Annotated in this window: 19 protein-coding genes; 9 read left to right on the forward strand and 10 right to left on the reverse strand. The window is 68.1% G+C overall.

Annotated features, from left to right (window positions below; translation table 11 throughout):
• Positions 1–34 precede the first annotated feature (34 nt).
• Together EFY87_RS06115 and EFY87_RS06120 are read left to right on the forward strand one after the other, a co-directional pair.
• Positions 35–1,393, forward strand: coding sequence for a pyridoxal phosphate-dependent decarboxylase family protein (locus EFY87_RS06115; protein ID WP_181445455.1), 1,359 nt, complete (start codon positions 35–37; stop codon positions 1,391–1,393).
• Between the two features lie 133 nt (positions 1,394–1,526).
• Complete coding sequence (locus EFY87_RS06120) at positions 1,527–1,820, forward strand: DUF3263 domain-containing protein (RefSeq protein ID WP_123270584.1); 294 nt, start codon at positions 1,527–1,529, stop codon at positions 1,818–1,820.
• Between the two features lie 74 nt (positions 1,821–1,894).
• Here the strand turns inward: EFY87_RS06120 and EFY87_RS06125 are convergent, their stop codons facing one another.
• Genes EFY87_RS06125 through EFY87_RS06135 form a run of 3 tightly spaced genes read right to left on the reverse strand, consistent with a single transcriptional unit; the run spans position 1,895 to position 4,900 of the window.
• On the reverse strand, positions 1,895–3,109 hold the full coding sequence (locus tag EFY87_RS06125) for an acyl-CoA dehydrogenase family protein (RefSeq protein WP_123270585.1): 1,215 nt from the start codon (positions 3,107–3,109) through the stop codon (positions 1,895–1,897).
• Positions 3,110–3,116: 7 nt separating this feature from the next.
• Positions 3,117–4,154 (reverse strand): phosphotransferase family protein, encoded by a 1,038-nt coding sequence (locus tag EFY87_RS06130; RefSeq protein WP_123270586.1) that lies wholly within the window; start codon positions 4,152–4,154, stop codon positions 3,117–3,119.
• The gene (locus EFY87_RS06135; RefSeq protein WP_123270587.1) at positions 4,154–4,900 is read right to left on the reverse strand and encodes an SDR family oxidoreductase; all 747 of its coding nucleotides are present in this window, start codon (positions 4,898–4,900) and stop codon (positions 4,154–4,156) included. The genes EFY87_RS06130 and EFY87_RS06135 overlap by 1 nt, the downstream gene beginning before the upstream one ends.
• Positions 4,901–4,980: 80 nt before the next feature.
• Here EFY87_RS06135 and EFY87_RS06140 point away from each other — a divergent pair, with 80 nt between their 5' ends.
• The 4 genes from EFY87_RS06140 to EFY87_RS06155 all read left to right on the forward strand — a co-directional run bounded on the left by EFY87_RS06140 (position 4,981) and on the right by EFY87_RS06155 (position 12,874).
• Positions 4,981–6,129 carry a CaiB/BaiF CoA transferase family protein gene (locus EFY87_RS06140; protein WP_123270588.1) on the forward strand — a complete coding sequence of 383 codons (1,149 nt, stop codon included), beginning with the start codon at positions 4,981–4,983 and terminating at the stop codon, positions 6,127–6,129.
• A 722-nt stretch (positions 6,130–6,851) separates the two neighbouring features.
• On the forward strand, positions 6,852–8,483 hold the full coding sequence (groL, locus tag EFY87_RS06145; protein WP_123270589.1) for a chaperonin GroEL: 1,632 nt from the start codon (positions 6,852–6,854) through the stop codon (positions 8,481–8,483).
• A 382-nt stretch (positions 8,484–8,865) separates the two neighbouring features.
• Positions 8,866–10,767: a potassium transporter Kup gene (locus EFY87_RS06150; protein ID WP_245988499.1), complete on the forward strand. Its 1,902-nt coding sequence runs from the start codon at positions 8,866–8,868 to the stop codon at positions 10,765–10,767.
• A 100-nt stretch (positions 10,768–10,867) separates the two neighbouring features.
• Positions 10,868–12,874 (forward strand): NADPH-dependent 2,4-dienoyl-CoA reductase, encoded by a 2,007-nt coding sequence (locus EFY87_RS06155; protein WP_123270591.1) that lies wholly within the window; start codon positions 10,868–10,870, stop codon positions 12,872–12,874.
• 39 nt (positions 12,875–12,913) lie between these two features.
• On the opposite strand, the gene EFY87_RS06160 is transcribed toward EFY87_RS06155, so the two are convergent.
• The 5 genes from EFY87_RS06160 to EFY87_RS06180 all read right to left on the reverse strand — a co-directional run bounded on the left by EFY87_RS06160 (position 12,914) and on the right by EFY87_RS06180 (position 19,607).
• Positions 12,914–13,222: a WXG100 family type VII secretion target gene (locus EFY87_RS06160; protein ID WP_123270592.1), complete on the reverse strand. Its 309-nt coding sequence runs from the start codon at positions 13,220–13,222 to the stop codon at positions 12,914–12,916.
• A gap of 107 nt (positions 13,223–13,329) precedes the next feature.
• Entirely contained in the window at positions 13,330–15,387 is a 2,058-nt protein-coding gene (locus EFY87_RS06165; RefSeq protein WP_123270593.1) for a HelD family protein, read from the reverse strand.
• Between the two features lie 336 nt (positions 15,388–15,723).
• Positions 15,724–17,271 carry a S1C family serine protease gene (locus EFY87_RS06170; protein WP_245988500.1) on the reverse strand — a complete coding sequence of 516 codons (1,548 nt, stop codon included), beginning with the start codon at positions 17,269–17,271 and terminating at the stop codon, positions 15,724–15,726.
• Positions 17,272–17,358: 87 nt separating this feature from the next.
• Positions 17,359–18,858: a sensor histidine kinase gene (locus EFY87_RS06175; RefSeq protein ID WP_123270594.1), complete on the reverse strand. Its 1,500-nt coding sequence runs from the start codon at positions 18,856–18,858 to the stop codon at positions 17,359–17,361.
• Between the two features lie 50 nt (positions 18,859–18,908).
• Positions 18,909–19,607 carry a response regulator transcription factor gene (locus tag EFY87_RS06180; RefSeq protein WP_123270595.1) on the reverse strand — a complete coding sequence of 233 codons (699 nt, stop codon included), beginning with the start codon at positions 19,605–19,607 and terminating at the stop codon, positions 18,909–18,911.
• A gap of 214 nt (positions 19,608–19,821) precedes the next feature.
• Here EFY87_RS06180 and EFY87_RS06185 point away from each other — a divergent pair, with 214 nt between their 5' ends.
• A complete protein-coding gene (locus EFY87_RS06185) occupies positions 19,822–20,247 on the forward strand; it encodes a MarR family winged helix-turn-helix transcriptional regulator (RefSeq protein ID WP_245988501.1) in 426 nt (141 codons plus the stop codon).
• Positions 20,244–21,539, forward strand: coding sequence for an MFS transporter (locus EFY87_RS06190; protein WP_123270597.1), 1,296 nt, complete (start codon positions 20,244–20,246; stop codon positions 21,537–21,539). Before EFY87_RS06185 ends, EFY87_RS06190 begins: the two co-directional genes overlap by 4 nt.
• A gap of 167 nt (positions 21,540–21,706) precedes the next feature.
• Here EFY87_RS06190 and pepN read toward each other — a convergent pair whose 3' ends face one another.
• A complete protein-coding gene (gene pepN / locus EFY87_RS06195; protein WP_220093534.1) occupies positions 21,707–24,274 on the reverse strand; it encodes an aminopeptidase N in 2,568 nt (855 codons plus the stop codon).
• A gap of 67 nt (positions 24,275–24,341) precedes the next feature.
• Entirely contained in the window at positions 24,342–25,460 is a 1,119-nt protein-coding gene (serC, locus tag EFY87_RS06200) for a phosphoserine transaminase (RefSeq protein WP_123270599.1), read from the reverse strand.
• Positions 25,461–25,493: 33 nt separating this feature from the next.
• Between serC and pdxH the strand changes: the two genes are divergently transcribed.
• Complete coding sequence (gene pdxH, locus EFY87_RS06205) at positions 25,494–26,174, forward strand: pyridoxamine 5'-phosphate oxidase (RefSeq protein WP_123270600.1); 681 nt, start codon at positions 25,494–25,496, stop codon at positions 26,172–26,174.
• The last annotated feature ends 207 nt before the right edge of the window (positions 26,175–26,381 follow it).

Below are 26,381 nucleotides of genomic sequence, written 5' to 3' on the forward strand. Positions count from 1 at the left end.
GGCAGGGGAGCGCTGGCGAACCTACACTTTGCGGGTGCACCGTTACACAGAGGAGACCGAGCAGCTCGGTCACGCGATTCTGAAGTATGCCGCCGACCGGCTGGCGCTCGACCCCGTCCCACTCGACTTCAGCCGGTCCGTCGAAGAGCTGGACGCTGTTGCGGGCGGCGCGATCTCGCCCGACGGCATCGGTGGCCAGGCGGCGCTGAAGCTCTTTGAGGACGAGCTCGCGCTCGCCTGCCTGTCGATCGACCATCCACGGTATTTGTCGTTCATCCCGTGCGCGCCCACCCGCGAGGCGGCGATGTTCGACCTGGTCGTCGGGGCGTCTTCGATCTACGCCGGTTCGTGGCTGGAGGGCGCGGGTGCGGTGTATGCCGAGAACCAGGCGTTGCGGTGGATCGCCGATCTCGTCGGCCTGCCAGACGGCGCAGGAGGCGGCTTCGTGCAGGGCGGCACGATCGGAAACCTGTCCGCACTCGTCACGGCACGGGTCACCGCACGGGCCAACGCATCCCGGAACCCCAGCAGTTCCAGGCCGTTCCGGGTGGCAGCGACCGCCGGATCCCATTCGTCGATCGCGTCGGCGTGCGAAGTGATGGACGCCGAGCTGGTGCCCGTGCCCGTCGACGATCAGCTGCGACTGACCGGCGACGCGCTGCGCCAGGTGCTGCTGCGCGAGGGCCCGGAGACGTTCTTCGCCGTCGTCGCGACCGCCGGCACCACCAACCTGGGGATCATCGACGACCTGGAGTCGGTGGCAGCCGTGTGCCAGGAGTTCGGCATCTGGTTCCACGTCGACGGCGCGTATGGCGGTGCCGGTCTCGCCGCGCCCAGCGTGCGCGGGCGCTATCGCGGTGTCGAGCAATGCGACTCGTTCATCGTCGACCCGCACAAGTGGCTCTTCGCCCCCTTCGACTGCTGCGCCCTTCTCTACCGTGAGCCGGCGCTGGCGCGCGCCGCACATACACAGCACGCGTCATACCTCGACGTGCTCAATGAGACGCCCGACTGGAATCCGACCGATTACTCCGTCGGTCTGACCCGTCGGGCTCGAGGGCTGCCGTTCTGGTTCTCCCTGGTCGCCAACGGCACGGGCGCCTACACCGCGGCGATCGAGCACACCCTGGACGTGGCCCGGTTCGCCACCGACCAGATCAGGCACCGCCCGGAGTTCGAGCTGGTTCGTGAGCCGGATCTGACCGTGGTCGCCTTTCGGCGGCTCGGCTGGGATGCCACGGACTATCAGCGCTGGTCCGACGGCCTGCTGCAACGGCAGGAAGGCTTCGTCGTGCCGAGCTCGCACGACGGGGAGACCATCGCGCGATTCGCGATCGTCAATCCGAGAACCACGACGGACGACATCGTGGCGATCCTGGACTCGATGGTCTGAGCGGCTGCTCCACCACATCAGTCACACGCGTCACGACATGCCGTGCGCGGTGCTTGCCGGAATGACATCCGTGTGATTCTGCGCCTATCATCGGAGGCGGACAACCGGCACACCACGTGAAGGGATCGCATTTATGGGCGCCGCCGAGCAGCAGGTGATGCCGCCGAACGACGGCGAACTCAGCGAACGTGACGCCGCGATCCTTTCGTTCGAGCGCAACTGGTGGAAGCTGCAGGGCGCCAAGGAGCAAGCGATCCGCGAGACGTTCGATATGAGTTCGACCCGCTACTACCAGGTGCTCAACGCCGTCATCGACACTCCCGCGGCGCTTCGGCACGACCCGATGCTGGTCAAGCGCTTGCAGCGGCTGCGGGCCGGCCGGATGCGGCAGCGCACCGCGCGCCGGCTCGGCTTCGACGTCGAGTAGGGCGCGGTCGGCGCCCCTGCGGCATGCGCAACCTTCGACGGTCGAGGTTTACGCGCGCACCTGGGGAGCCCAAGTCACCCCCGCTGCCGCCGCAACTCACTGCGGGCCAGCGACGCGATGTGCACCTCGTCAGGGCCGTCGGCGAAACGCAGGGTGCGGATGCCGGCATACGCCTTCGCGAGCGGGAAGTCCTGCGACAAGCCTGCGGCGCCGTGCAGCTGGATCGCCTTGTCGAGGATCCACTGCACGGTCTCCGGGGTGACGATCTTGATCGCCTGGATCTCCGAGTGCGCGCCCTTGTTGCCGACCGTGTCCATCAGCCAGGCGGTCTTCAGCACCAGCAGCCGGAGCTGCTCGATGCGCACCCGCGACTGTGCGATCCAGTCGCGGACGACACCCTGATCGGCCAGTGGCCGGCCGAACGAGACGCGCGAGTCGGCGCGCTCGCACATCAGCTCGATCGCCCTCTCCGCCAAGCCGATTGAGCGCATGCAGTGGTGGATGCGACCCGGCCCGAGCCGCGCCTGCGCGATCGCGAAGCCCATCCCCTCGCCCGCGATCAGGTTGCCAGCCGGCACCCGCACGTCGTGGAACTCCAGCTCCGCGTGGCCGCCGTGATCGTGGTCGTCATACCCGAAGACCTCCATGCCACGCTTGACGATCAGGCCGGGGGTGTCGCGCGGGACCAAAATCTGTGACTGCTGCCGGTGGCGTTCGGCGCTCGGGTCGGTCTTGCCCATGACGATGAAGATCCTGGCCTCGGGATTCATCGCACCGGTGATCCACCACTTGCGCCCGTTGATGACGTAGTCGCCACCATCGCGCTCGATCCGCATCGAGATGTTGGTGGCGTCGGACGAGGCGACGTCGGGCTCCGTCATGGCAAACGACGAGCGAATCTCGCCACGCAGCAATGGTTTCAGCCATTGTTCTTGCTGCTGCGGGCTGCCGAACTCGTTCAGCACCTCCATGTTGCCGGTGTCCGGTGCGGCACAGTTGAACACGGCCGGGGCGAGGAATGAGCGGCCGGTGATCTCGGCCAGCGGCGCATATTGCAGGTTGGTCAGGCCGGCGCCCTTGTCGCCGGGCAGGAAGAGGTTCCACAGCCCGGCCGTCTTCGCCTTCTCCTTCAGCTCCTCGAAGACCGGCACCGTGCTCCATGCCCACGGATCGTCCAGTGCGCTCAACTGTTCCTCGAAGACCTGCTCGGCGGGCGTGATTTCAGCGTCGAGAAAGTCACGCACCCGGGCACGCAGGTCTTCCGTCGTCTGGTCGAACTCGAAATCCATTGTTGCGTCAGCCTTTCGACATGTTGCCGTAGTTGTGTATGACGGCCAGCCCCGCTGCGAGCAGTGGCTCAGTGGCGGCCCCGATGTCCTCGAAACCGGCTCCGACGGTCTGGCCCCGCAGATGCCGGAAGTAGATACCCTCCAGGATTGCGGCGAGCTTGTAGTAGGCAAGCGCTTCGTGAAAGGCGAGGTGGCTGACGTCGCGACCGGATCGTGCTGAGTAGCGCTGCACGATCTCGTCACGGGACGGATGCCCGTTCGCACGGGACACCGTCGACACCGCCGTCGGCGCGACATCCGCCAACGCCTGGTAGACCAGCATCAGCGCGACGTCGGCGAGGGGATCGCCCAATGTCGCCATTTCCCAGTCGAGTACGGCGCTGACGCGGTCGCTGTCGTCGATCAGGGTGTTGTCCATGCGGTAGTCGCCGTGCACGATCGTCGGCGCACCGGATGCCGGTATGGCGGCAGCGAGTCGCCGGTGCAGCTCGTCCTCCCCGGCAAGCTCGCGCGACTTCGAGGCCGTCATCTGCTGCCGCCAGCGGTGTACCTGACGCTCCAGATATCCCTCGGGCCGGCCGAAGTCGCTCAGCCCCACCTCGGCCGGGTCGACCGCGTGCAGTGCGACCAGCGTGTCGGTGACGGCGTCTGCAATAGCCCGAACTCGTTGCGATCCAAGGAGGTTCAGCTGGTCAGCGGACCGGTATGGCGTGCCCGCGACGCGTTCCATGACATAGAACGGTGCGCCGATCACCGTGTCGTCCGTGCACGCTGCATACATCCGGGGAACCGGCACGGCGGTGTCGGCGAGCGCGGCCATCACCCGGTGCTCCCGCGTCATGTCGTGTGCGGTGGCGAGCACGTGCCCGAGCGGTGGCCGGCGCACCACGACCTCGCGTCCGCCGCCCGCCACGACGTAGGTGAGGTTGGACTTGCCGCCGACGATCAGCTCGGCGCTCAGTTTCCCAGAGACCAGTCCGGGGCAGTCTGCATCCAGAAACCGTTGCAGCGCTTGCAGATCCAGCCCCGGCGGTGAGTCCGGCATCACACGCCGCCGCCGAGCAGCGCGCCACCGTCGACCGTGAGAGTCTGGCCGGTCATCCAGCCGGCGTCGTCGGAGAGCAGGAATGCCACGACTCCGCCGATGTCGTCGGGGACCCCGAGCCGCTTCAAGGCGTATGGCGCGGCCACCTCGTCCTCGCGGCCGTCATACAGGGCCTTGGCGAAGTCGGTCTTCACGATCGCGGGGGCGACGGCATTGACCCGGATGCCGGGGCCGAGCTCGACCGCGAGCTCCTCCGTCAGATGGATGAGCGCGGCCTTGCTGACGCCATACATCGCGATGCCCGGCGCCGGCCGCAGTCCCGCGATCGAGGCGACGTTGACGATCGCGCCACCGTGCTCGCCCTGCCACGCGGCGCGAACCTTCTGCACCCAGGACAGAGCCCCGATCACGTTGACTTCCATGATCTTTCGGGCAATCGCGGGATCGATCTCCATCAGTGGACCGAACGCCGGGTTGATGCCCGTGTTGTTCACGAGGAAGTCTGCGCTGCCATATGTCGACAACGCGTGGGCGATCACCTCGTCCTGATGGTCCGGATCGTCGGCGCCACCCGCGACATACGTGGCCCGCTCGCCGAGTCCCGCAGCTGCGGCAGCGAGTGACTCCTCCTTGCGCGCGGTGATGACGACGTTCGCGCCGTCCGCGATCAGGTGCTGTGCGATGGCGAGGCCGATGCCGCGGCTGGCCCCGGTCACGATTGCGGTCTTTCCGGCCAGGCCGTTCATGCGCGACTCCTGTCGTCGATGGGCAACTGCCGAACTACAGTAGGCGCTAAGCAAGCGCTTAGTCACTAGCTGGAGGCGTGATGCCCGGACCACTGGACGGCGTGCGTGCTGTCGAGCTCGCGGCGATCGGTCCTGCGCCATTCGCCGGAATGCTCCTGGCCGACCTCGGCGCCGAGGTGATCCACGTGGCGCGCGCGTCCGGGACCAGCGATGTTCCCGGGTCCGGCGCGGCGCATCGGGTGCTGCTGCGCGGTCGCCGTGTCATCCACGTGGACCTCAAACACCCGGCGGGAGCGGACGTGGTGCGTGACCTGGCCGCGGGTGCGGACGTCTTCCTCGAAGGATTCCGGCCCGGTGTCGCGGAGCGACTCGGTGTCGGTCCGGACGAGTTGCTCGCGGTGAACTCCCGGCTGGTCTATGGCCGGATGACGGGCTGGGGTCAGGACGGGCCGCGCGCCGGAGAAGCCGGTCACGATCTGGGCTACCTCGCGCTGTCCGGTGCGCTGGCTCCCTGCGTCGGCGATGGCGGTCGGCCGGTCGCGCCGCTGAACATGCTCGGTGACTTCGGCGGCGGCGCGATGCTGCTCGTGATCGGCGTGGTGAGTGCACTGTTCGCGGCGCAGCAGTCGGGGGAGGGGCAGGTCGTGGACGCTGCCGTCCTCGACGGCGCCGCACTGCTGACCGCGATGCACCAGGGCATGCTCGCCGGTGGCCTGTGGGAGGCGCCGCCCGGCGGCAACCTCTTCGACGGCGGCGCACCCTTCTATCGGGTCTACCGCACCGCGGACGACCGGTGGCTGTCCGTCGCCGCGATCGAGCCGAAGTTCTACGCCGCGCTGCTCGACGGGCTCGGGCTGCCGATCGATCCGGCAGGGCAGCACGACCGCACGCGGTGGCCGGCACTGCGCGACACGTTCGCCGCGCGCATCGCGACTCGCGCGCGCGACGAGTGGGTGGACCTCTTTGCTGGCACGGACGCATGCGTGGTGCCGGTGCTCGAGCCGGAGGAGGCGGCGTCGGACCCGCACCTGGCCGAGCGAGGCGTGTATGTCGACACCGGCGTCATACGGCACCCGGCGCCTGCGCCGCGGTTCAGCGCGACTCCGACCGAACTGCCCACCGAGTCGGCCGTCGACGAAACCGCCGCTGTGCTGGGGGAATGCGGTTACACGGCGTCCGACATACGGCGTCTCGCCGATGCCGGGGTGATCGCCACATCTCGCGAGTGACGGCTTCCTCGCCGAGCGACGGCGAGATTGCACCGTCACTCGGCGAATTCGCCGTCAGTCGGCGCGCGCTGGGCATACCCGAAACCGCGCTGCGAGTTTCCGTAGCCAGCCCCGATCGAGCGGCCCGCTCATGCAATGAGCGGACCAGATATGGGATCGAAGTCTGGTCCGTTCGTGCGGTATGTGGTCCTCTCAACCGGGGTGAGTGTGTATGGCGCGACGGCCTCGCCATACCGGCCGCACTGTGCATGCGGCCCGTGATGGTTGGATCGACGCATGGATCCAGCCGCACCCGCGAGCCCTCGCACGTTGCTGATCACCGGCACCGTCGGCGCGGGCAAGACCACCACGGCATACGCGGTCGGTGACCTGCTGCGTGCGCGCGAGTTGCCGCATGCCGTCATCGATCTGGACGAGTTGCACCGGCTGTGGCCGGCGCCGGGCGTCCGCCGAGCAGCGGTGAGATCTCGCCGTCGCTCGGCGAGGAAGCCGTCATTCGCGGGGTTCGGGACGGGGTGGCGGCGCGAGTGGCGAGCGTCGCGTTTGCACTCGCCGGGGGAGAGTGCCAATAATGGCTTTAGCACTCTCCTGGGGAGAGTGATAGTTCGGATGTATGGCGAGGGCCGGGCTCGCGGGACTCAGACAGTGACCGCGGACCGACCCGTCCGTCGCGGGCGCCATACGACTGACAGCTCAGACAACACGTGAGGATTGGACCGAATATGGCCAAGACCATTGCATTCGACGAGGAGGCCCGGCGCGGGCTCGAGCGGGGCATGAACACCCTTGCCGACGCCGTCAAGGTCACCCTCGGCCCGAAGGGCCGCAACGTCGTGCTGGAGAAGAAGTGGGGCGCGCCCACGATCACCAACGACGGTGTCAGCATCGCCAAGGAGATCGAGCTCGACGAGCCGTACGAGAAGATCGGCGCCGAGCTCGTCAAGGAAGTTGCCAAGAAGACCGACGACGTGGCCGGTGACGGCACCACCACGGCGACCGTGCTGGCTCAGGCGATGGTGAAGGAAGGCCTGCGCAACGTTGCCGCGGGCGCCAACCCGATGGCCCTCAAGCGGGGCATCGAGGCAGCTGTTGCCGCGGTGTCCGAGGAGCTGACCAAGGCGTCCAAGGAGATCGACACCAAGGAGCAGATCGCCGCGGTTGCCGCGATCTCGGCCGGTGGCGACCAGGGCGTCGGTGACCTCATCGCCGAGGCCATGGACAAGGTCGGCAAGGAAGGCGTCATCACTGTCGAGGAGAGCAACACCTTCGGTCTGGAGCTGGAGCTCACCGAGGGCATGCGCTTCGACAAGGGTTACATCTCCGGTTACTTCGTGACCGACACCGAGCGGATGGAGACGGTCCTGGAGGACCCCTACATCCTGATCGTGAACTCCAAGATCTCCTCGATCAAGGACCTGCTGCCGCTGCTGGAGAAGGTCATGCAGTCCGGCAAGCCGCTGGCGATCATCGCCGAGGATGTCGAGGGCGAGGCCCTGTCGACCCTGGTGGTCAACAAGATCCGCGGCACGTTCAAGTCGGTTGCGCTGAAGGCTCCGGGCTTCGGTGACCGTCGCAAGGCCATGCTGGGCGACATCGCGATCCTGACCGGCGGCCAGGTCATCTCCGAGGAGGTCGGCCTCAAGCTCGACACCGCGGAGCTGGACCTGCTGGGCAAGGCCCGCAAGGTCGTCGTGACCAAGGACGAGACGACCATCGTCGAGGGGGCCGGCGACGCCGACCAGATCGCCGGCCGCGTCAGCCAGATCCGCGCCGAGATCGAGAACTCCGACTCCGACTACGACCGCGAGAAGCTGCAGGAGCGCCTGGCCAAGCTGGCCGGCGGTGTTGCGGTCATCAAGGTCGGCGCCGCCACCGAGGTGGAGCTGAAGGAGCGCAAGCACCGCATCGAGGACGCCGTCCGCGCCGCCAAGGCTTCGGTCGAAGAGGGCATCGTCGCCGGTGGTGGCGTTGCGCTGCTGCAGGCCGCCACGGGTGCGTTCGAGTCCCTCGGGCTCGAGGGTGACGAGGCCACCGGCGCGAACATCGTGCAGGTTGCTTCCGAGGCTCCGCTGAAGCAGATCGCTGCCAACGCGGGTCTGGAGCCGGGCGTCGTCGCCGCCAAGGTGCGTTCGTTGCCCGTCGGTGAGGGCCTCAACGCCGCCACCGGCGAGTATGTCGACATGCTCGCGGCTGGCATCCCCGACCCGACCAAGGTGACCCGCTCGGCGCTGCAGAACGCCGGCTCGATCGCCGCACTGTTCCTCACCACCGAGGCCGTCATCGCCGACAAGCCGGAGAAGGCCCCGGCCGCGCCGGCCGACCCGAGCGGTGGCATGGGGGACATGGGCTTCTGAGTCCACCCCACGAAGTTTCTCCTCCGCTTCGCTCCCCCGAATACTTCGCGGGGGCCCCGGAGGGGAAGCACGCAACGGAGGTTGGCGACGTAGCGACGAAGCCCGGGGTCCCCGCGAAGTATCGAAGCGACGAAGGAGCGGAGAACTTCGTGGGGTGGGGCGAAGGAGCGAAGTCGCCGGCCGTAGTGGAGTGCGAGGAAGAAGCCCAGTAGACAGGGCTTCTAGTCCACCCCGCGAAACCCGGAAAGTCGCGCGAACGCGGGTTTTCCGGCACACATCGCGGAGCGGCCGCTCACCCTGTGGGTGGGCGGCCGTTCCGTGTTGGTGACATGCATGTTCGGGGTGCACAATCTGCGCTTGTGACTACACCGAAAATCCCGATGTGAGGACGCCAAGAGCGGAGCAGCTGCACCGCGCCGGGTTCTGGACACTTGCAGTCGGCGCGATGGGCGTCGTGTTCGGGGACATCGGCACCAGCCCGCTTTATTCGCTGCAAACCGTCTTCTCCATCGATCACAACCGGGTGCACTCGACGCCCGGCGACGTCTACGGCGTGATCTCGCTGGTGTTCTGGTCGGTCACGATCGTGGTGAGCATCAAGTATGTCGGGCTGATCCTGCGTGCCGACAACGACGGCGAGGGCGGCATCATGGCGCTCGCAGCGCTCGTGCGCAGGCACGTCCCGACGGGCGGCAAGCGATTCGGCCTGGTCATGCTGCTCGGCGTGCTCGGCGCTTCGCTGTTCTACGGCGACAGCGTCATCACGCCGGCGATCTCGGTGATGTCCGCGATCGAGGGCCTGGAAGTGCCCGCGCCGGATCTCGCGGAATGGGTGGTGCCGCTGGGTGCGGTCATCATCACGGCGCTCTTCCTCGTGCAGCGCTTCGGGACCGCTGTTGTCGGCCGCTTCTTCGGGCCGGTCATGATCTTGTGGTTCGTGGTGATCGGCGCGCTCGGTCTCGGCAAGATCATCCCGAATCCTGATGTCATCAAAGGCCTTTCGCCGACGTATGCCGTGGCGTTCCTCCTCGACCGGCCGTTCGTCGCGTTCGTCGCGATGGGTGCGGTGGTGCTGTCGATCACCGGCGCCGAGGCCCTGTATGCCGACATGGGGCACTTCGGCAAGGCACCCATCCGGCGGTCGTGGTTCGCGCTGGTGTTCCCGTGCCTCACCCTCAACTACCTCGGTCAGGGCGCGCTGATCCTGCAGCACCCGACCGACGTCCGCAACCCGTTCTTCCTGCTCGCTCCCTCGTGGTTGCAGTGGCCGCTGGTGGTGCTCGCGACAGCGGCCACGGTGATCGCCTCGCAGGCGGTCATCTCGGGCGCCTACTCGGTCTCGCGGCAAGCCGAACGGCTCGGTTACCTGCCGAGGCTGACGGTGCGGCACACCTCGCAGAGCGAGGGTGGCCAGATCTACCTTCCGGCGGTCAACTGGATCCTCTTCGCGGGCGTCATGCTGCTGCTGCTGACTTTCCGGTCCTCGGCGAAGCTGGCCACGGCATACGGCCTCGCGGTCACCGGCACGTTCCTGCTGACCACGACCCTCTTCCTGCTGTATGCCGATGCGGCATGGCACTGGTCACGCCGCCGCCTGGTGCTGTTCGGGCTGCTTTTCGGATTGCTCGAGATCATCTACTTCGCCGCGAACACCACCAAGATCGTTCACGGTGGCTGGCTGCCGGTGCTGATCGCGATCATCGTCGCAACCGGCATGATCACCTGGCGTCGCGGCGGCCGGGTCGTGACGCAGCGCAGGACCGAAAAGGAAGGCCCGCTGGGCGGATTCGTCGACTGGCTGGACCAGTGTCAGCCGACGCGAGTGCCGGGAACCGCCGTGTTCCTGCACCCCGACGTGCCGACCGTCCCGCTCGCGCTGCGTGAAAACGCCGCCGTCAACCAGGTGCTGCACGAACACGTGGTGATCGTGTCCGCCATCTCGCACAACGTGCCGCACGTCGGCCGGCGCGACCGCGTCGAAATCGAGATGATCGGACGCAAGGAGGACAACATCACCCGGCTGCGGGTGCACTTCGGGTTCCAGGACGACCAGGACATCCCGCGTGCTCTGCGGGTCGCGCGCAAGCGCGGCGTGGACGTCGACCCGGATGACGCCTACTACTTCTTGTCCCGGATCACCCTGCATCGCGGACCCGATCCGTTCATGTGGACCTGGCGCAAGCGCCTCTTCCTCGCGATGGCGCACAACGCCGCCAACCCGACGGACTACTACCGCCTCCCGGAAGCGCGCACCGTCGTCATGGGCGCCCAGGTCAAGTTCTAGCGACCCCACGAAGTGTGGCTCTCCCGCTTCGCTCGCCGCCAGAGCATTCCTACTCGTTGGTAACATCGCCGGACACCCCCAACGCGAAGGCGGCGTCACTGTGGCATTCGACCGGCTCCTGGCACCGATCGAGATCGGCGGCCTGACGCTGCCCAATCGCGTCGTGATGGGCTCGATGCACACCGGCTTCGAGGATCGCAGCAAGGACTTCGGCAAGCTCGCGGCATACCTCGCCGAGCGGGCCAGTGGCGGTGCCGGGCTGATCGTGACCGGTGGCTTCGCCCCGAATGTCGAAGGGTGGCTGCTGCCGGCCGGGTCACTGATCTCGACGCGGCGGGCGGCGCGCAAGCACCTCGTCATCACCGACGCGGTTCATGCGGAGGGCGGGCGAATCCTGTTGCAGGTGCTGCATGCCGGACGCTACGGTTACCAGCCCTTCATCCGGTCCGCGAGCAGCAGGAGGTCACCGATCACGCCGTTCCGGCCGCGAGCCTTATCCGCGCGAGGGGTCGAGCGCACCATCGGTTCATTTGTGCGCGCGGCCCGGCTCGCCGAGCTTGCGGGGTATGACGGCGTCGAGATCATGGGCTCAGAGGGATACCTGATCAACCAGTTCCTCGCGGCCCGCACGAACGATCGCACGGATGCGTGGGGCGGCACCGCGCTCACCCGGATGCGCTTCCCCCGGGAGATCATCCGCCGGGTCCGCGACGCCGTGGATGATGCCTTCCTGGTCAGCTACCGCATCTCCCTGCTGGATCTGGTCGAGGACGGGCAGACCTGGGACGAAGTGGTGACCCTCGCGCAGTTGCTACAGGAGGCGGGTGCCTCGATGTTCGGCACCGGCATCGGCTGGCACGAGGCACGTGTCCCCACCATCGTCACGTCGGTGCCGCGGGCAGCCTTCGTGGACTGGACGGCTCGGCTCAAGGCAGCTGTCGACATACCGGTCGTCGCCACGAACCGGATCAACACCCCGCAGGTCGCCGCGGACATCCTGGCGAACGGGCAGGCGGACCTGGTGCAGCTGGCCCGCCCGCTGCTGGCCGACCCGGACTTCCTGCGCAAGGCCGCCGCCGGCCGTGCCGACGAGATCAACACCTGCATCGCGTGCAACCAGGCGTGCCTGGACAACACGTTCGCGCACAAGGTGGCCAGTTGCCTGGTCAACCCCCGCGCGGGGCGGGAGACCAGCCTGGTGCTGCGGCCGGTGCCGCCGCACCGGCAACGCCGGATCGCCGTCGTCGGCGCGGGCCCGGCGGGGCTCGCCGCCGCGGTGTCCAGCGCCGAACGCGGGCACCAGGTCACGCTTTTCGAGCGTGATGCCGAGCTGGGCGGTCAGTTCCGCCTCGCGATGCGAGTGCCGGGCAAAGAGGAGTATGCCGAGATGTTGCGCTACTACCGGAGGCGAACGGAGACCCTCGGCGTCGACGTGCGGCTCGGCGTGATCGCCGACGAGACGACGCTGCGCGGTTTCAGTGACGTGATCGTCGCGACCGGTGTGCGACCGCGCATGCCCGACATCCCCGGCATCGATCACCCGAGTGTCGTCCCGTATGACGCACTGCTGCGCGGTGACGTCATCGCCGGACGTCGGGTCGCGGTGATCGGCGCCGGCGGCATCGGGTATGACGTCAGCGAGTTCCTCACGCGGCACTCCGCGCCGGCAGACTGGCGGGCCCACTGGGGCGTGACCGACGACCCGACGGCGCCCGGTGGTCTGGCCACGAAGCAGCCGGCCGAGCCGCTGCGGCAGGTGTTCCTGCTGCAGCGCAAGCCCGCACCGCTGGGCAAGGGGCTCGGCAAGACCACCGGCTGGGTGCACCGCGCCGCGTTGCGGGACGCCGGCGTCGAGTTGATCGGCTCTGCGTCATACGACCGCATCGATGAGGACGGACTGCACCTCACTCTCGGGCCCGGGGGCAAGGCCAGTCATCGACTGCTCGCCGTCGACACCATCGTGATCTGCGCGGGGCAGGAGTCGGTGCGAGACCTGGTGCGGGACGATGACGCCGCGCGGCACGTGATCGGCGGCGCCGACCGGGCCGCTGAACTGGACGCCAAGCGCGCGATTGCGCAGGCCACGGAGCTGGCCGCGCGGCTCTGAGCCGGGGGCTGGGCGGCGCTCGGCCGCCCAGCCGTCGCGTCAGCCGTTCGGCGTGAACGCCTTGACCACATCCGCCTCCACCTGGGCGTAGGCGGTGCCGGCCGAGCCGACCGCGACACCGATCTCGGCGAGTGCGGTGCGCACCTTGGTCTGGGCCTTGGACCACTCCTCGTTCAGCGCGGCGTACTGGTTGGCGCCCTTGCCGGTCCAGGTCGCCTGGAGGGTCGTCAGCTTGCCCTTCATCCGCTGCATGAGCAGGTCGATGTCCTCGGCCATCGCACCGATGTCGGTGCTGTGGGTGCTCAGTTCGGCGCTGCTGACCGAGTATCCGTCGTGGGGTGTGTGCATGTCTGCCTCCCGTTAGGCGTCCGCCGGGTGCGAACGTGTCGTGCCGACGGTAGGCGGAGCGGGTCGATCCCCGCAGAAGTTATCCACAGGGGCCGGCCGCGGGCACACTAGCAGTGGTCCGTCAGCTCGGCGGGGAGCGGCTCCGAATGGACGACGGTGAGTGCCGAAACCGCCCGGGTGAGAACGACATACAGCCTTCGCAGGCCAGTCCGCGCATCCGGTTCGGCGGCGGCGATGGCGGCCGGTTCGACCACCAGGACCCGGTCGAACTCCAGGCCTTTGGCGACCGTCGCCGGCACGACCTGCACCCGGTGGTCGGCATCGTCGCCGGAGTCGGTGTCCAGCCGGCCGTGTTCGACACCGCTGTCCTGCAACGCCGCCGAGACACGATTGCACATCGCGTCGGGAGCGATCACGCCCACGGACCCTTCACCGGCCAGCGCCGCTCGAACGGCTGCCACCACCTCGGGGAGCAGCTGGGCACCACCCGCCGGCACGAGGGTCAGCTCGCCAGGGTTGTCGCGCACGCTCACCGGTGCACCGAGGCCGGGAGCCATGCTCGGCAGCAGCCGTGCAGCGAAGTCGATGACCGACGCCGGCACCCGGAAACCACGATCGAGCACCTCCAGATGGTGCTCCGGCTTGCCGAGGTGCGCCATCGCGTCCGCCCAGCTGTCGGTCGCCCACGGCGTGGTGCCCTGCGCGATGTCGCCGAGCACGGTGACCGAACCCGTCGAGCAGCGCCGGCCGACGGCACGCAACTGCATGGGGGACAGGTCCTGCGCCTCGTCGAGCACCACGTGCCCGAGGCTGCCGGTGCGGTCGAGCAGGTCGTGCAACTCGTCGAGCAGGGTGAGGTCGGCGACACTCCAGCGAGCGCTGCCCTTGCTACGAGGAGGTCTGTCCCACAACAGGATTCGCTGCTCGTCCGGATCCAGCACATCGGCCGCCGCGGCGTCCAGCCGTTCGGGGGACGACCACAACTCGAACAGCACCTGCGCCGGATCGACGGCGGGCCAGATCGACGCGGCATATTTCTTCACCGGCGCGCTGCGCGCAATCGAGTCCTGCACCCGGTCGTCCGGCGAGTCGCCGGCGCGCTCCATGCGCAGCAGCACGGCGTGTGCCAGGCGCCGTGGCAGCATCGAGCGCGCGGCACCGAATCGCACGCCGCGGCCGGTCAGTTCGTCAACGATCTCCTGCACTTCGTATGCCGGCACCCGCCACTTGCGGGAGCCGCGCGGGACGACCAGCGCCTCCGTGGGCGTGCCGACCCGAGCCCACAGCGCTCGACGCAACACCTGCGCCATACGCGAATCGCCTTTGAGGAGTGCAGCTTCCGTGCTGTCGACCGCACGCACCCGCCCGTGCGCCACCAGGTCGGCTGCGGTCGAGTGCTCCACCCGGACCTCGCCCAGCGCGGGCAGCACCGCACTGATGTGATCCAGGAACGCGCGGTTCGGGCCGACCACCAGCACGCCGGTGCGCTCCAGTCGGTCGCGATGGGTGTAGAGCAACCAAGCGGCACGGTGCAGCCCGACGGCCGTTTTGCCGGTGCCGGGCGCGCCCTGCACGCACACGGAGACGTCGATGCCGGAGCGGACGATCTCGTCCTGCTCCGGCTGGATGGTGGCGACGATGTCGCGCATGGGCCCGGTCCGGGGGCGCTCGATCTCACCGGCGAGGATGGCACTGGAGTGGTCGGATTCCGCTGCAGTCAGCAGGTTTTCATCCTCGATTGCGTTGATCTGGCCGTGGTCGATGCCGAACCGCCGACGGCGTACGATGCCCATCGGTTCGGTGCGCGAGGCACGGTAGAAGGCGGTCGAGACCGGCGCTCGCCAGTCGAGTACGACGGGGTCGCCCTCGGCATTGCTGACGTGGCGGCGGCCGATGTAGCTCACCGCATGCGGTTCGGTCTCGTCGCGGTGCTCGTCCGGCAGTGGCTGCTGGTGGTCCAGTCGCCCGAAGAAGAGGGTGGTGTGCGGGTCGTCCTGCAACGATGCGACCCGCCGCGCGAGAGTGATCGCCAGTTCGTATGCCGAGTCGCCGTCGCTGGCCCGGGTGGGATCGAGCGATTCGGCGCGCTCGCGCATCCGGGCGAGATCGGCGCGTGCGGCCGCAAGGTAGGCGCGTTCTGCTGCGAGGTCGGGGCTGGTCAGCATGGAACTCCCAGGGTTGACGGTTCACCGAGCGGGGTACTTCTCCGCCGAGAGGGGTACTTCTCCGGCCCGATCCGCCGGTTCGTTGTACCCCGCTCGGTGCGGATGTACCCCGCTCGGCAAGAGGGCTGGCGGAAGACAGCGCCCGGGGCATGACGAAAGGGGCGCCTCGTCCGGCGGTATTGGTGGGGAAGAGGGAGTATATCCGCTCAATTCCTGCCACCCCGCCGTCCGAGGCGCCCCTCGCGAGATCCGGCCCCGTCACAAGCCGGATCCACCCCGTCAGGACCATCCGGGCACGGAGGAAGGGAGAGTTGCCCAGGGGTCCTTCGTCGCGGCCTACCCAGACGATGCCTCGCCCAGGGTGACCGTGACGTTCTGCTGCTGGCCATCGCGCACGATGGTCAGCGTGACCTTGTCTCCGACATTGTGGGCGCGGACGTAGGCGATCAGTGAGGACGCCGGTGGGCTGCCCAACTGCTGTCCGTCGAACTTGGTGACGACGTCACCAGCCTTCAGTCCGGCCTGCGCCGCCGGAGAACCGCTGTTCACTTTGTCGATCTTCGCGCCCTGCACGGAGGCGTTGTCCAGCGTGACTGTCGCCGGGTTGTTGTCGACTTCCACCCCGATCTGCGGATGCTTGACCGAGCCGGTTCGCATCAGCTGTCCCGTGATGTTCTGGACGACGCTCACGGGGATAGCAAACCCGATTCCGATGTTGCCGGACTGGGAAGAACCTGACGATTGCCCGAGAGTGGCGATCGAGGAGTTGATGCCGATGAGCTTTCCGGACCCGCTGACGAGCGCTCCGCCGGAGTTGCCGGGGTTGATCGCGGCACTGGTCTGGATCGCGTTGGTGGTGGAGGTGTTGTTCTGGGCTGACTGGGTTCCGCCACCGAACGGGTTCTGGTCGTTGCCGCCGCTCTGGCTCTCCTGCCGGGTGGTCACCGGCCGGTTGAGCGCGCTGACGATGCCGGTGGTCACGGTGCCGGCGAGACCGAGCGGGTTGCCGACTGCCATGACCGGCTGCCCGACGACGAGCTTGCTGTCGTCACCCATCGTGATCGGGTGCAGATCGGCCGGTGGCTTCTCGATCTTGATCACGGCCAGATCGGTGCTCGGGTCGGTGCCGACCACCTTGGCGTCGTAGGTGCGGCCGTCGTTGAGCGTCACCGTCACCTTGGGGTTCTTGCCCGCGCCGGCAACCACGTGGTTGTTGGTCACGATGTTGCCGGCCTGGTCGAGGATGACGCCCGATCCTTCGTCGCCGGAGCTGCCCGCGATGACGGTGATCGACACGACGCTCGGGCTCACCTTTGCGGCCGTTGCCGACCAGTTGATGGAGCCCGAGTCCGCGAAGTCGGCTGGGTTCGCCTGCACCACGGTGGTGTGCGAACCCCCGCTTGCTGCCGTGCCGTTGCTGTCCCGGGTGAGTGCGTAGGTGCCCCCGCTGGCCAGGATCGCCGCGAGCACGGCGGCCACCGGCACCGCGGCCCAGCGCTTGCTCTTCCCGGGTCCGCTGCCGCCACCTGTCGGCCCGGAGCCGTAGGGCTGGCTGGAGTATGACGGTGCGCCATACCCGGGGCCGCCCGCACCGGGTCCGCCCGCGCCGCCGGTGGTGGGCGGCGGGGCGTACGGGTTCTGCGGAGCGGCACCGGCATACATCGGCGGCTGGTAACCCGGGCCGGCGCCGTACTGCGGCGGCTGCTGACCAGGCCTGCCCGGCTGCTGCGCCTGCGGCTGCTGCGGTGCCGCGCCGTATGCCGGCCGCGGATGTGCCGGCAGTTGCGCAGTGTGGTCGTCGGTGCCGTAGATGCGTCCGGTGTTCTCGGTGTCCTGTGGTTCGCGTCGCCCCTGGCCGTCCTGGTCAGGCTGCTCAAACGACATTGGTGATACCCCTCGTGATGATCCGGTCTGCGCTATGACGGCTTGTCTGAAACCCACTCAACGGTGTGCGGCTGTCGCCATACTTCATCATGCCTGTGGGCTTCCTGTGCGCTCTGCGGAGACGGTTTCGTCGGCCGAATCGTCGGGAGTGCCAGCCGGTGCGGGCATCGCGGGCATCGTCGCGACGAAGGTGGCGCCACCTCCAGGAGTGTCCTGCACCTCGACCTGTCCCTTGTGTGCCTGCACGATCGCGGTCACGATGGCTAGCCCGAGACCGCTGCCGCCGCGCTCGCTGTTGCGCGATGCGTCCGCGCGATAGAAGCGTTCGAAGATGCGCCGACGCAATTCGGCCGGCACGCCGTCGCCGTGGTCCACCACTCGCAACTCCGCGGTGCCGTTCCGGGCGCCGACCGTCACCTCGATCGGCGTCCCGTTCGGCGTGTAGCTGATCGCATTGGCGACCAGGTTGGTGACCACTTGTCGCAGTCCGGCGTCGTCGCCGAGCACCATCGTCGGCTCGACCGCGCCGGTCAGGCCACGCAGCCGCACGTCCCGTGAGTGGTCGATGGCCTTTGCGTCCTGCACCGCGTCGGCCGCGAGAACGGTCAGGTCGACCGGTGCGTGCGGCTTCTCGATGTTGTCCTTGTGGCGGCGCTCGAGCCGGGTCAGCAGCAAGAGGTCGTCGACCATTTCCGCCATGCGGGTCGCTTCGTCCTCGATACGGCCCAGCGCCGACCGCACGTCCTCGGGCCGGGAGACCGCGCCCTGCCGGAAGAGTTCGGCATACCCGCGCACGGTGGCGAGGGGGGTGCGCAGCTCGTGCGATGCGTCGGCCACGAATTGGCGCATCCGCTCCTCGGATGCCCGCCGGACGGCAAAGGAGTCCTCGATGCGGGCCAGCATGACATTCAGTGACTTGCTGAGACTGCCGATCTCGTCCTGCGCACCGGGAGAGGGGACGCGCTGGGTGAGATCCCCGCCGGCGATCTTCTTGGCGGTGTCCTCGATCTCGTGCAGCGGGCGCAGCGCACGTCGTACGGCGTACCAGCCGAGGACGGCACAGGCGACCAGCGCAATCATGCCGACCAGGAACATCACCAGCTCGAGGTGTTCGATGACCTCGTCGGTGTGGTCCATGGACACCGCGACGGCGTAGACGTAGGTGACGCCGTCGTCGGATCCCGTGCCTGCCACGACATGCCAGCTGTTCCCGCTGCCCTGGGACGCCACGGTGAAGATGCGGCCGCTGACTACGCGGGGATCGGTGCTGGTCAGGCTGGGGATCGAGGGCAGGTCACCGGGCGACGAGTTGTTGCCCGGGTCGGTCATCAGGCTGTATTCCTTGCCGTTGGTCGTCTGTAGCTCGACGGCATAGGTGTTGGTCGGCACGTAGGCGAACGCGCGTTGCTCGGTCGCGTGGTTGGCGATCGCGCCGTCGACCAGATGTGTGCTGGCGGCGCGCAATTCGGCATCCTGCCGGGCGGTCATGTAGCTGCGTACCTGCGCGGTGACGGCCGCTCCCGTCGCGATCAGCGCGATGGCGAGCAGGCTCAGCAGCAACACAGTCAGTCGCAACCGAAGGGGCATGGCCGACAACTCGTGCCGGACACGCCCGTGGACGGATCGTGGTGCGGTCGTCACTCTCTCGGAGCGCGCAACACGTATCCGACACCACGTTTGGTGTGGATCAGCGGAGCGACGTCGCCGACATCGATCTTGCGCCGCAGGTAGGAGATGTAGCTCTCGACGATGCCCGCCTCGCCCCGGAAGTCGTAGTCCCAGACGTGGTCGAGGATCTGGGCCTTGGACAGCACGCGGCCCGGGTTGAGCATGAGGTAGCGCAGCAGCTTGAACTCGGTGGGCGACACCTCGATCACCTGTCCGGCACGCCGGACTTCGTGGGAGTCCTCGTCGAGTTCGAGATCAGCGACCTGCACGGTGGCACGGGAGTCGTCCTCGACGTGCGTGCGCCGCAGCACGGCGCGGATGCGGGCGACGACCTCTTCCAAGCTGAACGGTTTGGTGACGTAGTCGTCACCGCCGACCGTCAGGCCCTTGACCTTGTCCTCGACGGCGTCGCGGGCAGTCAGGAACACGATCGGCAGGTCGATGCCGTTGCCCCGCAGCCGGCGGGTGACGGTGAACCCGTCCATGTCCGGCAGCATCACGTCGAGCACCGCTAGGTCGAGCGGGTGCTCGCCCGCGACGGTGAGTGCTTCGTTGCCATTGGCGGCGGTGTGCACCTCGAAGCCGGCGAACTTCAGGCTCGTCGCGAGCAACTCGCGGATGTTGGTTTCGTCCTCGACCACGAGGAGGCGTGCTTCCGGAGAACTCATGGATTTACTGTGACCGCTTTCACTGGGAACTTCCTGGGAATCACATGATACGACTCCGCGATTTTGATGGGGAGCGGAGGTGACCTTGCCGACGCCTCGCAGTGCCCCGATCGACAACGGTGCATACCCGCATTTCACGGGCGGGAGATTCGGGTGTCCGTCCGGCAGGAACGGCGAAGTAGTTAGCTTGGCTAATGAGCTATGCTAAGCAGTTGTGACTCCCGTGGAACGCCGAAGACTTGCCGCCGACCTGCGGTCCGTGTGCATGCGCGTCAGTCGCCGCGTGCGGTTCTCCGGCGGTGGGCTGCTTCCCCCGCACCAGGTGTCGGTGCTGGCCAAGCTCGACCAGCAGGTCCGCACGCCGCGCGAGCTGGCGCAGATCGAATGCGTCAGCGCTCCGTCCATGACCCGGACCGTGAACGCGCTCGTGGAGCAGGGTTTCGTCGGCCGGGAGCCGGACCCGGACGACGGCCGCCAAGTGCGGCTGCAACTGACCCCGGAGGGTCGCAAGAAACTGACCGGCATCCGCCGTTCGCGGGACGAATGGGTCCATGCGCGGATGGCTGATCTCACCGAAGAGGAGTGCGAGGTAGTGCGGCAGGCAGTCGACATCCTGGAGCGGGTGGTGTCCACCGTATGAAGAGCCGGACCTTCGCGTCCCTGTCCGTCTATAACTACCGCGTCTACTTCGCCGGAGCGCTGGTCTCCAACATCGGCACCTGGATGGGCCGCACCGCCCAGGACTGGCTGGTCCTCACCCAGCTCACCGACCACGACTCCACCGCGCTCGGCATCGTCACGGCCCTGCAATTCGCCCCGGTCGTGGTCCTCGCGCCGTTCGCCGGCGCCATCACCGACCGGTTCCCGAAACGGCGCGTGCTGTTCTGCACGCAGACCGCGCTCGCGGTCACCTCGGCCTTACTGGCTGCGCTGGTGCTCGGCGGCGTCGTCCAGTTGTGGCACGTCTATGCGCTGGCGCTGCTGCAGGGCGTCGCCACAGCGCTGGACAACCCCGGCCGGCAGGCGTTCGTGTCCGAGATGGTCGAGCCGGGCCTGCTCAGTAATGCGGTTGGGCTGAACGCCACCTCGTTCAACGCAGCCCGGCTCATCGGGCCGGGCATCGCCGGCCTCTGCATCGGGCTGATCGGCACGGGGAACACGCTGATCTTCAACACCCTGTCGTTCGTGGCCGTGCTGATCGCGTTGCGCGCCATGCGGCCCAAGGAACTCATGCCGGCGCCGCAGGTCCGGGGCAAAGGCAAGGTGCGCGAAGGGCTCGCCTATGTGCGGCACCGGCCGGACATCATGCTGATCCTGTTCATGATCTTCATGCTCGGCACGTTCGGCATGAACTTCCAGATCACCATCGCCTTGATGGCAACCACGATCTTCCACAAGGGCGCCGCCGAATATGGGTTGCTCGGCTCGATCATGGCGATCGGCTCACTCGCGGGCGCACTGATGGCCGCGCGACGGGAGCGCCCACGGCTGCGCATCGTGGTCATCGCGCTCAGCGGATTCACCGTGTCCTCGGCGATTGCAGCGATGGCACCGTCATACCTGCTCTTCGCGCTGTTCCTGATCCCGACGGGGCTGTGCGCGATCACCACGATGAACACCGCGAACGCGACCGTGCAGCTGAGTGTCACACCGGTGATGCGCGGCCGAGTGATGGCGCTCTACATGGCGATCTTCATGGGCGGCACCCCGGTCGGTGCTCCGCTCATCGGGTGGATCGGCTCGGCGTTCGGCGCGCGGTGGACCATCCTGGTCGGCAGCGTGGCGACGGCGGTTACGGTGGTGGCCACCATGATCTACCTGATGCGGCGCGACGATCTGCGGCTGCGGCTCGAGGGGCGGCCGATTCCGCACGTCGAGATCCGTCCTCGAGACCGGGCCGGTGAGGATCTCGCCGGCGAGCGCGTCGCATGATGTCGCCGCGCAGCCAGCGCATCGTGGTGATCGTCGCGCTCGTCGCGCTGGTCGGCGTGGCCATCCTCAGTGCGGTTCTCTAGATCGAGCGGACCCAATACCGATTGAGAGGGCCCGATCTCCGGGCCGGAATTTGGGCCCCTTCGATTCGCATTGGGTCCTCTCGATCAGGGGTGTGATTGTGCGCGCAGCTGCCGGCGGGTGTGGTCGAGCTGTTCGGTGACGATGCGCCGCAGCGCCCGCGGCGCCTGCTGATGTATGGCGAGCCACTCCCGCGCGGCCGCCACCACCGGGTTGTCCGCGTCGCCGGCGTCGAGGTTCGTGCGGGGGAACAGTCCCGTGGCCAGGCGGGCCGCCATCGCCCCCGCCTGCTGCTGCCACCAGTCGGCGACCTGCGCGAAGTACGGCGTCGTGAACTCGGCCGTGGCAGCTTCCGGTCCGGTCGCGAACCCGGCGAGCAGCGCGCGCTGCCTGTCGTTGGTGAGAGCGGCATCGGTGGTCAGCTCGCGCCATACCCGCTGCTTGGTCGCGGTGCCCGGCAGTGACGCCAGCGCACGTTCCCGCGCGGTCGCGCCACTCATCGTGGCGTCCGCGTGGTAGGCGTCATCGAGTTCGCGCACGCCGATCTCGCCGAGTATGGCGAGCGCGGTCAGCAGGTCCCAGCGCAACGAGGGTGTCAGCTCAAGGCCCGCCACGGCTCCCGTGAGCGTATGGCGCACCGGTGCCGCGCCCTCGGCCGACAGCCCGGCGGTCTCGGCGAGCGCGGTTGCCCAGGCGCGCTGCAGGTCCGAGCCCGCTGGAGCGGCGTGCAGTCCTGAGCCGACAGCGACGACCAATCGGCTTGCGGCAGCGGCGCGTTCAGCTGGCGGGAGGTATCCCTCGATCGCTCCGCGGGCCTGGTGCAGCACCATCGCGAGCACTCCCGCGTCGGCCTCGCCGCCTGCATTGAGGTGGACCGCGTCCAGGAAGGTGGACGCCGGCAACTCGGCCGCGCGGACGGAGTTCCAGAGCGCCGACCAGACGACGGCCCGGGTGAGCGTGGGCTGCACCGACGACAGGTGCTCCAGGAACGTCTCGACTGATGCGTCGTCGAGCCGCAGCAGCGCATAGGTGAGATCGTCGTCGTTCGCGACGACCGCATCGAAGCGCGTGCCCTCGGGCAGAGGGACGGCCACTTTCGCCGCGTCGAGGGTGACCTCGACCCGGGCGCTGCGCTCCAGGCCGGCGCCGGTGAGCGCAAAGGTGGACACCACGACCCGGTGCTTGCGATCGACCGGCTCACCCGTCAGCTGATCCGCGGAATCGACGGTCAGATAAAGGTTTTCGCCATCGTGTTCGACACCGATCGTCGAGATGCCGGTGGTTTCGAGCCAGCTCGACACCCACGCCGACAGGTCGGATTCGCTGGTCGCCTGCAGCGCGTCGATGAGGTCCTGCAGCCCGGTCGAGCCGAAGGCGTGACGCTGGAAATAGTGCTGTGCCGCGCGGAAGAACGCGTCGCGACCGGCATACGCCATCAGCTGTTTCAGCACCGAGGCGCCCTTGGCGTAGGTGATGCCGTCGAAGTTCTGCCGGGCCGCCTCCAGGTCGGGGATGTCGGCCACGATCGGGTGGGTGGTCGGCAGCTGGTCCTGCACGTACGCCCATTGCTTGCGGCCCATCGCGAACGTCACCCACGGCCCCGCGAAACCAGCCGCTTCCGTGGCGGCGAGATAGCCCATCAGGTCGGCGAACGACTCCTTCAGCCAGGTGTCGTCCCACCACCGCGGAGTCGCCAGGTCACCGAACCACATGTGCGCCATCTCGTGCATGATCACTTCCGCGACGCCTTCGCGCTGCGCCTCGCTCGGTGTGCCGCGCACGAGGTAGCTCGCCTCGCTGAAGGTCACCAGACCCGGGTGCTCCATCGCGCCGATGTTGTATTCGGGCAGGAACACCTGGTCGTATTTGCCCCAAGGATAAGGGAATTGGAACGCCTCGTCGAAGAAGTCCAGGCCGGCCTTGGTGACCCGGAAGATCTCCGCGGCGTCCAGATGCCCGGCCATCGAGGCGCGGCAGATCGCGCCGAGCGGCACCTCCAGAGTGGTCCCGCCGGGGCGATCGGCTCGCCATACGTCCGCCACGGAGTGGAACGGACCGACCGCCACCGCCGTGAGGTATGACGACAGCGGCAACGTCGGTGCACACGTCACCGTGTGCGTGCCGTCGGCGGGCAGGTCTTCGACGACCGCCTGGTTGCTGAAAACCCGGCTGTCCCGTGGGGCGGTGATCGCGAAGGTGAAGCGCGCCTTGAGATCGGGCTGCTCGAAGCACGCGAACGCGCGGCGGGCATCCGTCGGCTCGAAATGCGTGTAGGCGTAGGTCTTTTCGTCCAGCGGATCGGTAAAACGGTGCAGGCCCTCGCCGGTGTGGCTATAGCGGCACCGTGCCTCGATCACCACGTCGTTGACCGTGCCGCCGGTGCGCAGGCCGGTGATGCCGACACGCGCGCCGTCATACACGGGATCGGCCGGAATGCCGTTGACCGAGACCGCGGTCACCTCGTCCGCGATCAGGTCGAGCCAGGTCGCGTCGTGGCTGCTGGTGAAACGGATGGCGGACCGTGACGCGAAGGTCGTGGCGTCCGGATCGTTCAGCTCGCTCAGGTCCAGGTCGACCCGGTGGGTGTCGACTGTGATCCGGTCGCTGCGCTGTGCGCAGTCGGCGCGAGTGAGGTTGAGGTCCACGACAGTCATGCCTGCCATCGTCCCTGATGGTGCGTACCCGAAAGCGCTCAGGGCACCGGGCGTCCGGGTGGCTTGGTCAGCTGCGTTCGACGATGTAGTCGATGCAGGCGGTGAGGGCGGCGACGTCCGCCGGGTCGACGGCGGGGTACATGCCGATCCTCAGCTGGTTGCGGCCGAGCTTGCGGTAAGGCTCGGTGTCGACGATCCCGTTGGCGCGCAACGTCTTTGCGACCTCAGCAGCGTCGACGCCGTCGAAGTCGATGGTGCCGACGACAGGCGAGCGGTCGGCTGGATCGGTCACGAACGGCGAGGTGTATGACGTCCGTTCGGCCCATTCGTAGAGTGCGCGGCTCGATGCCGCACTGCGTTGCGCTGCCCAGGCGAGTCCGCCGCTGGCCAGCATCCAGTCCAGCTGTGCCGCCATCAGCGCAAAGGTCGCTACGGCAGGGGTGTTGTAGGTCTGGTTGAGGCGCGAATTGTCCACGCACACTTGCAGATCCAGCGTCGTGGGCGTCCAGCGAGCGCCGCTCAGCTCCGCGATGCGCTCCAGCGCCGCGGGTGACGTCGCGGCGAACCACAGCCCGCCGTCCGATGCGAAGACCTTCTGCGGCGCAAAGTAATAGACGTCCGTCTGGCTCACGTCGACGGGTATGGCGCCCGCTGCTGACGTCGCATCGACCAGCATCAGGGCGCGGTCGCCGTTCGGCACGGCCACCCGCTGCACGCGGCTCACGACTCCGGTCGAGGTCTCGTTGTGCGCCCAGCAGTAGACGTCGGCGCCGTCGGCGGACCGCAGCTGCACCGACGTGCCCGGCGCAGCCTCGGTGACCAGCGGGTCGCCGAGGAAGGGGGCGTTGCGGGCGACCGTCGCGAATTTCCCGCTGAACTCACCGCACACCCCGAACGCGCCACGGTCGCGAATCAGCCCGAACGACGCGGCATCCCAGAAGACGTTGGTGCCGCCCATGCCGATGACGATCTCGTAGCCGTCCGGCAGGTCGAAGAGGCGGGCGAGCCCGGATCGCACCCGGCCCACCAGGTCCCTGACCGGCGCCTGCCGGTGGGACGTGCCGAGCACCGAGCTGCCCTGCGCGATCAGCGCGTCCAGTTGGCCGGGGCGGATCTTGCTCGGTCCGGAGCCGAAGCGGCCGTCCGCCGGTTTCAGCGAGGAGGGGATGGTGAGCTGGTCGGTCACGCCGGCTATTTTGCCAGCGGTAGCGTCGGTGCCATGCAGCCGATCGAACGCTGGGACTACGCAGGCGAAGGCCTGGACGAGCACGACCTGCCGGCGGCGCCGCTGCCGCTGGTCGAACGGTGGGTGCAGGACGCCGTCACCCGTCAGGCGGCGAAGGGGGACGTCCCCGAACCGGATGCGATCTCCGTCGCCACGGCCGACGCTGCCGGGCAGCCGCATGTGCGGACGGTGCTGATGCGCTATCTCGGCCCGGACGGTCCCGGTTTCTACACCAACTACACAAGCCGCAAAGGCGTTGACCTGCAAGAGAATCCGAAGGTCGCGGCCGCGCTCACCTGGCCACCGATGTTCCGGGCGATCCGGTTCGTCGGCGTCGCCGAGCGGATGACGCCCGAGCGGTCGGCCGACTACTTTGGCAGCCGTCCTTACGGTTCGCGCATCGGTGCGTGGGCGTCGCGACAGTCGCAGCCGTCGGGCAGCCGCGCCGACCTCGAGGAGGCGGTGGCGGCATACGAACGGATGTGGCCGGACACCGGCAGCGCGGACGACGTGCCGCTGCCGGACTTCTGGGGCGGGTATGTCGTGCGTTGTGCCGAGGTGGAGTTCTGGGCCGGGCGGAGCAGCCGGCTGCACGACCGGCTGGTCTTCCTGCGCACCGGTGACGGCGACCTGGCCGACGAGAACGCCTGGCGCGTCGAGCGCCGCCAGCCGTAGCCGGGCGAGCTTGCGAGCCCGGCCCGCTGGCCGGCCAGCGAGGAGTCGAGCAAGAAGACGCAGGCACGCGAACAACCCGTGGGCTCCGGCGAAGCCGGTCGCGCGATGGACGAGATCGCGCACCCACGGGCTGCGGTGGCTGCGTTGGAGTAGCTACCGAACGTCCGTCTCGTCGGTCACACGGAGGTGGCCGGCGACGAAATACGA

This window comes from Flexivirga caeni (genome assembly GCF_003724155.1).
Taxonomy (GTDB): Bacteria; Actinomycetota; Actinomycetes; order Actinomycetales; family Dermatophilaceae; genus Flexivirga; species Flexivirga caeni.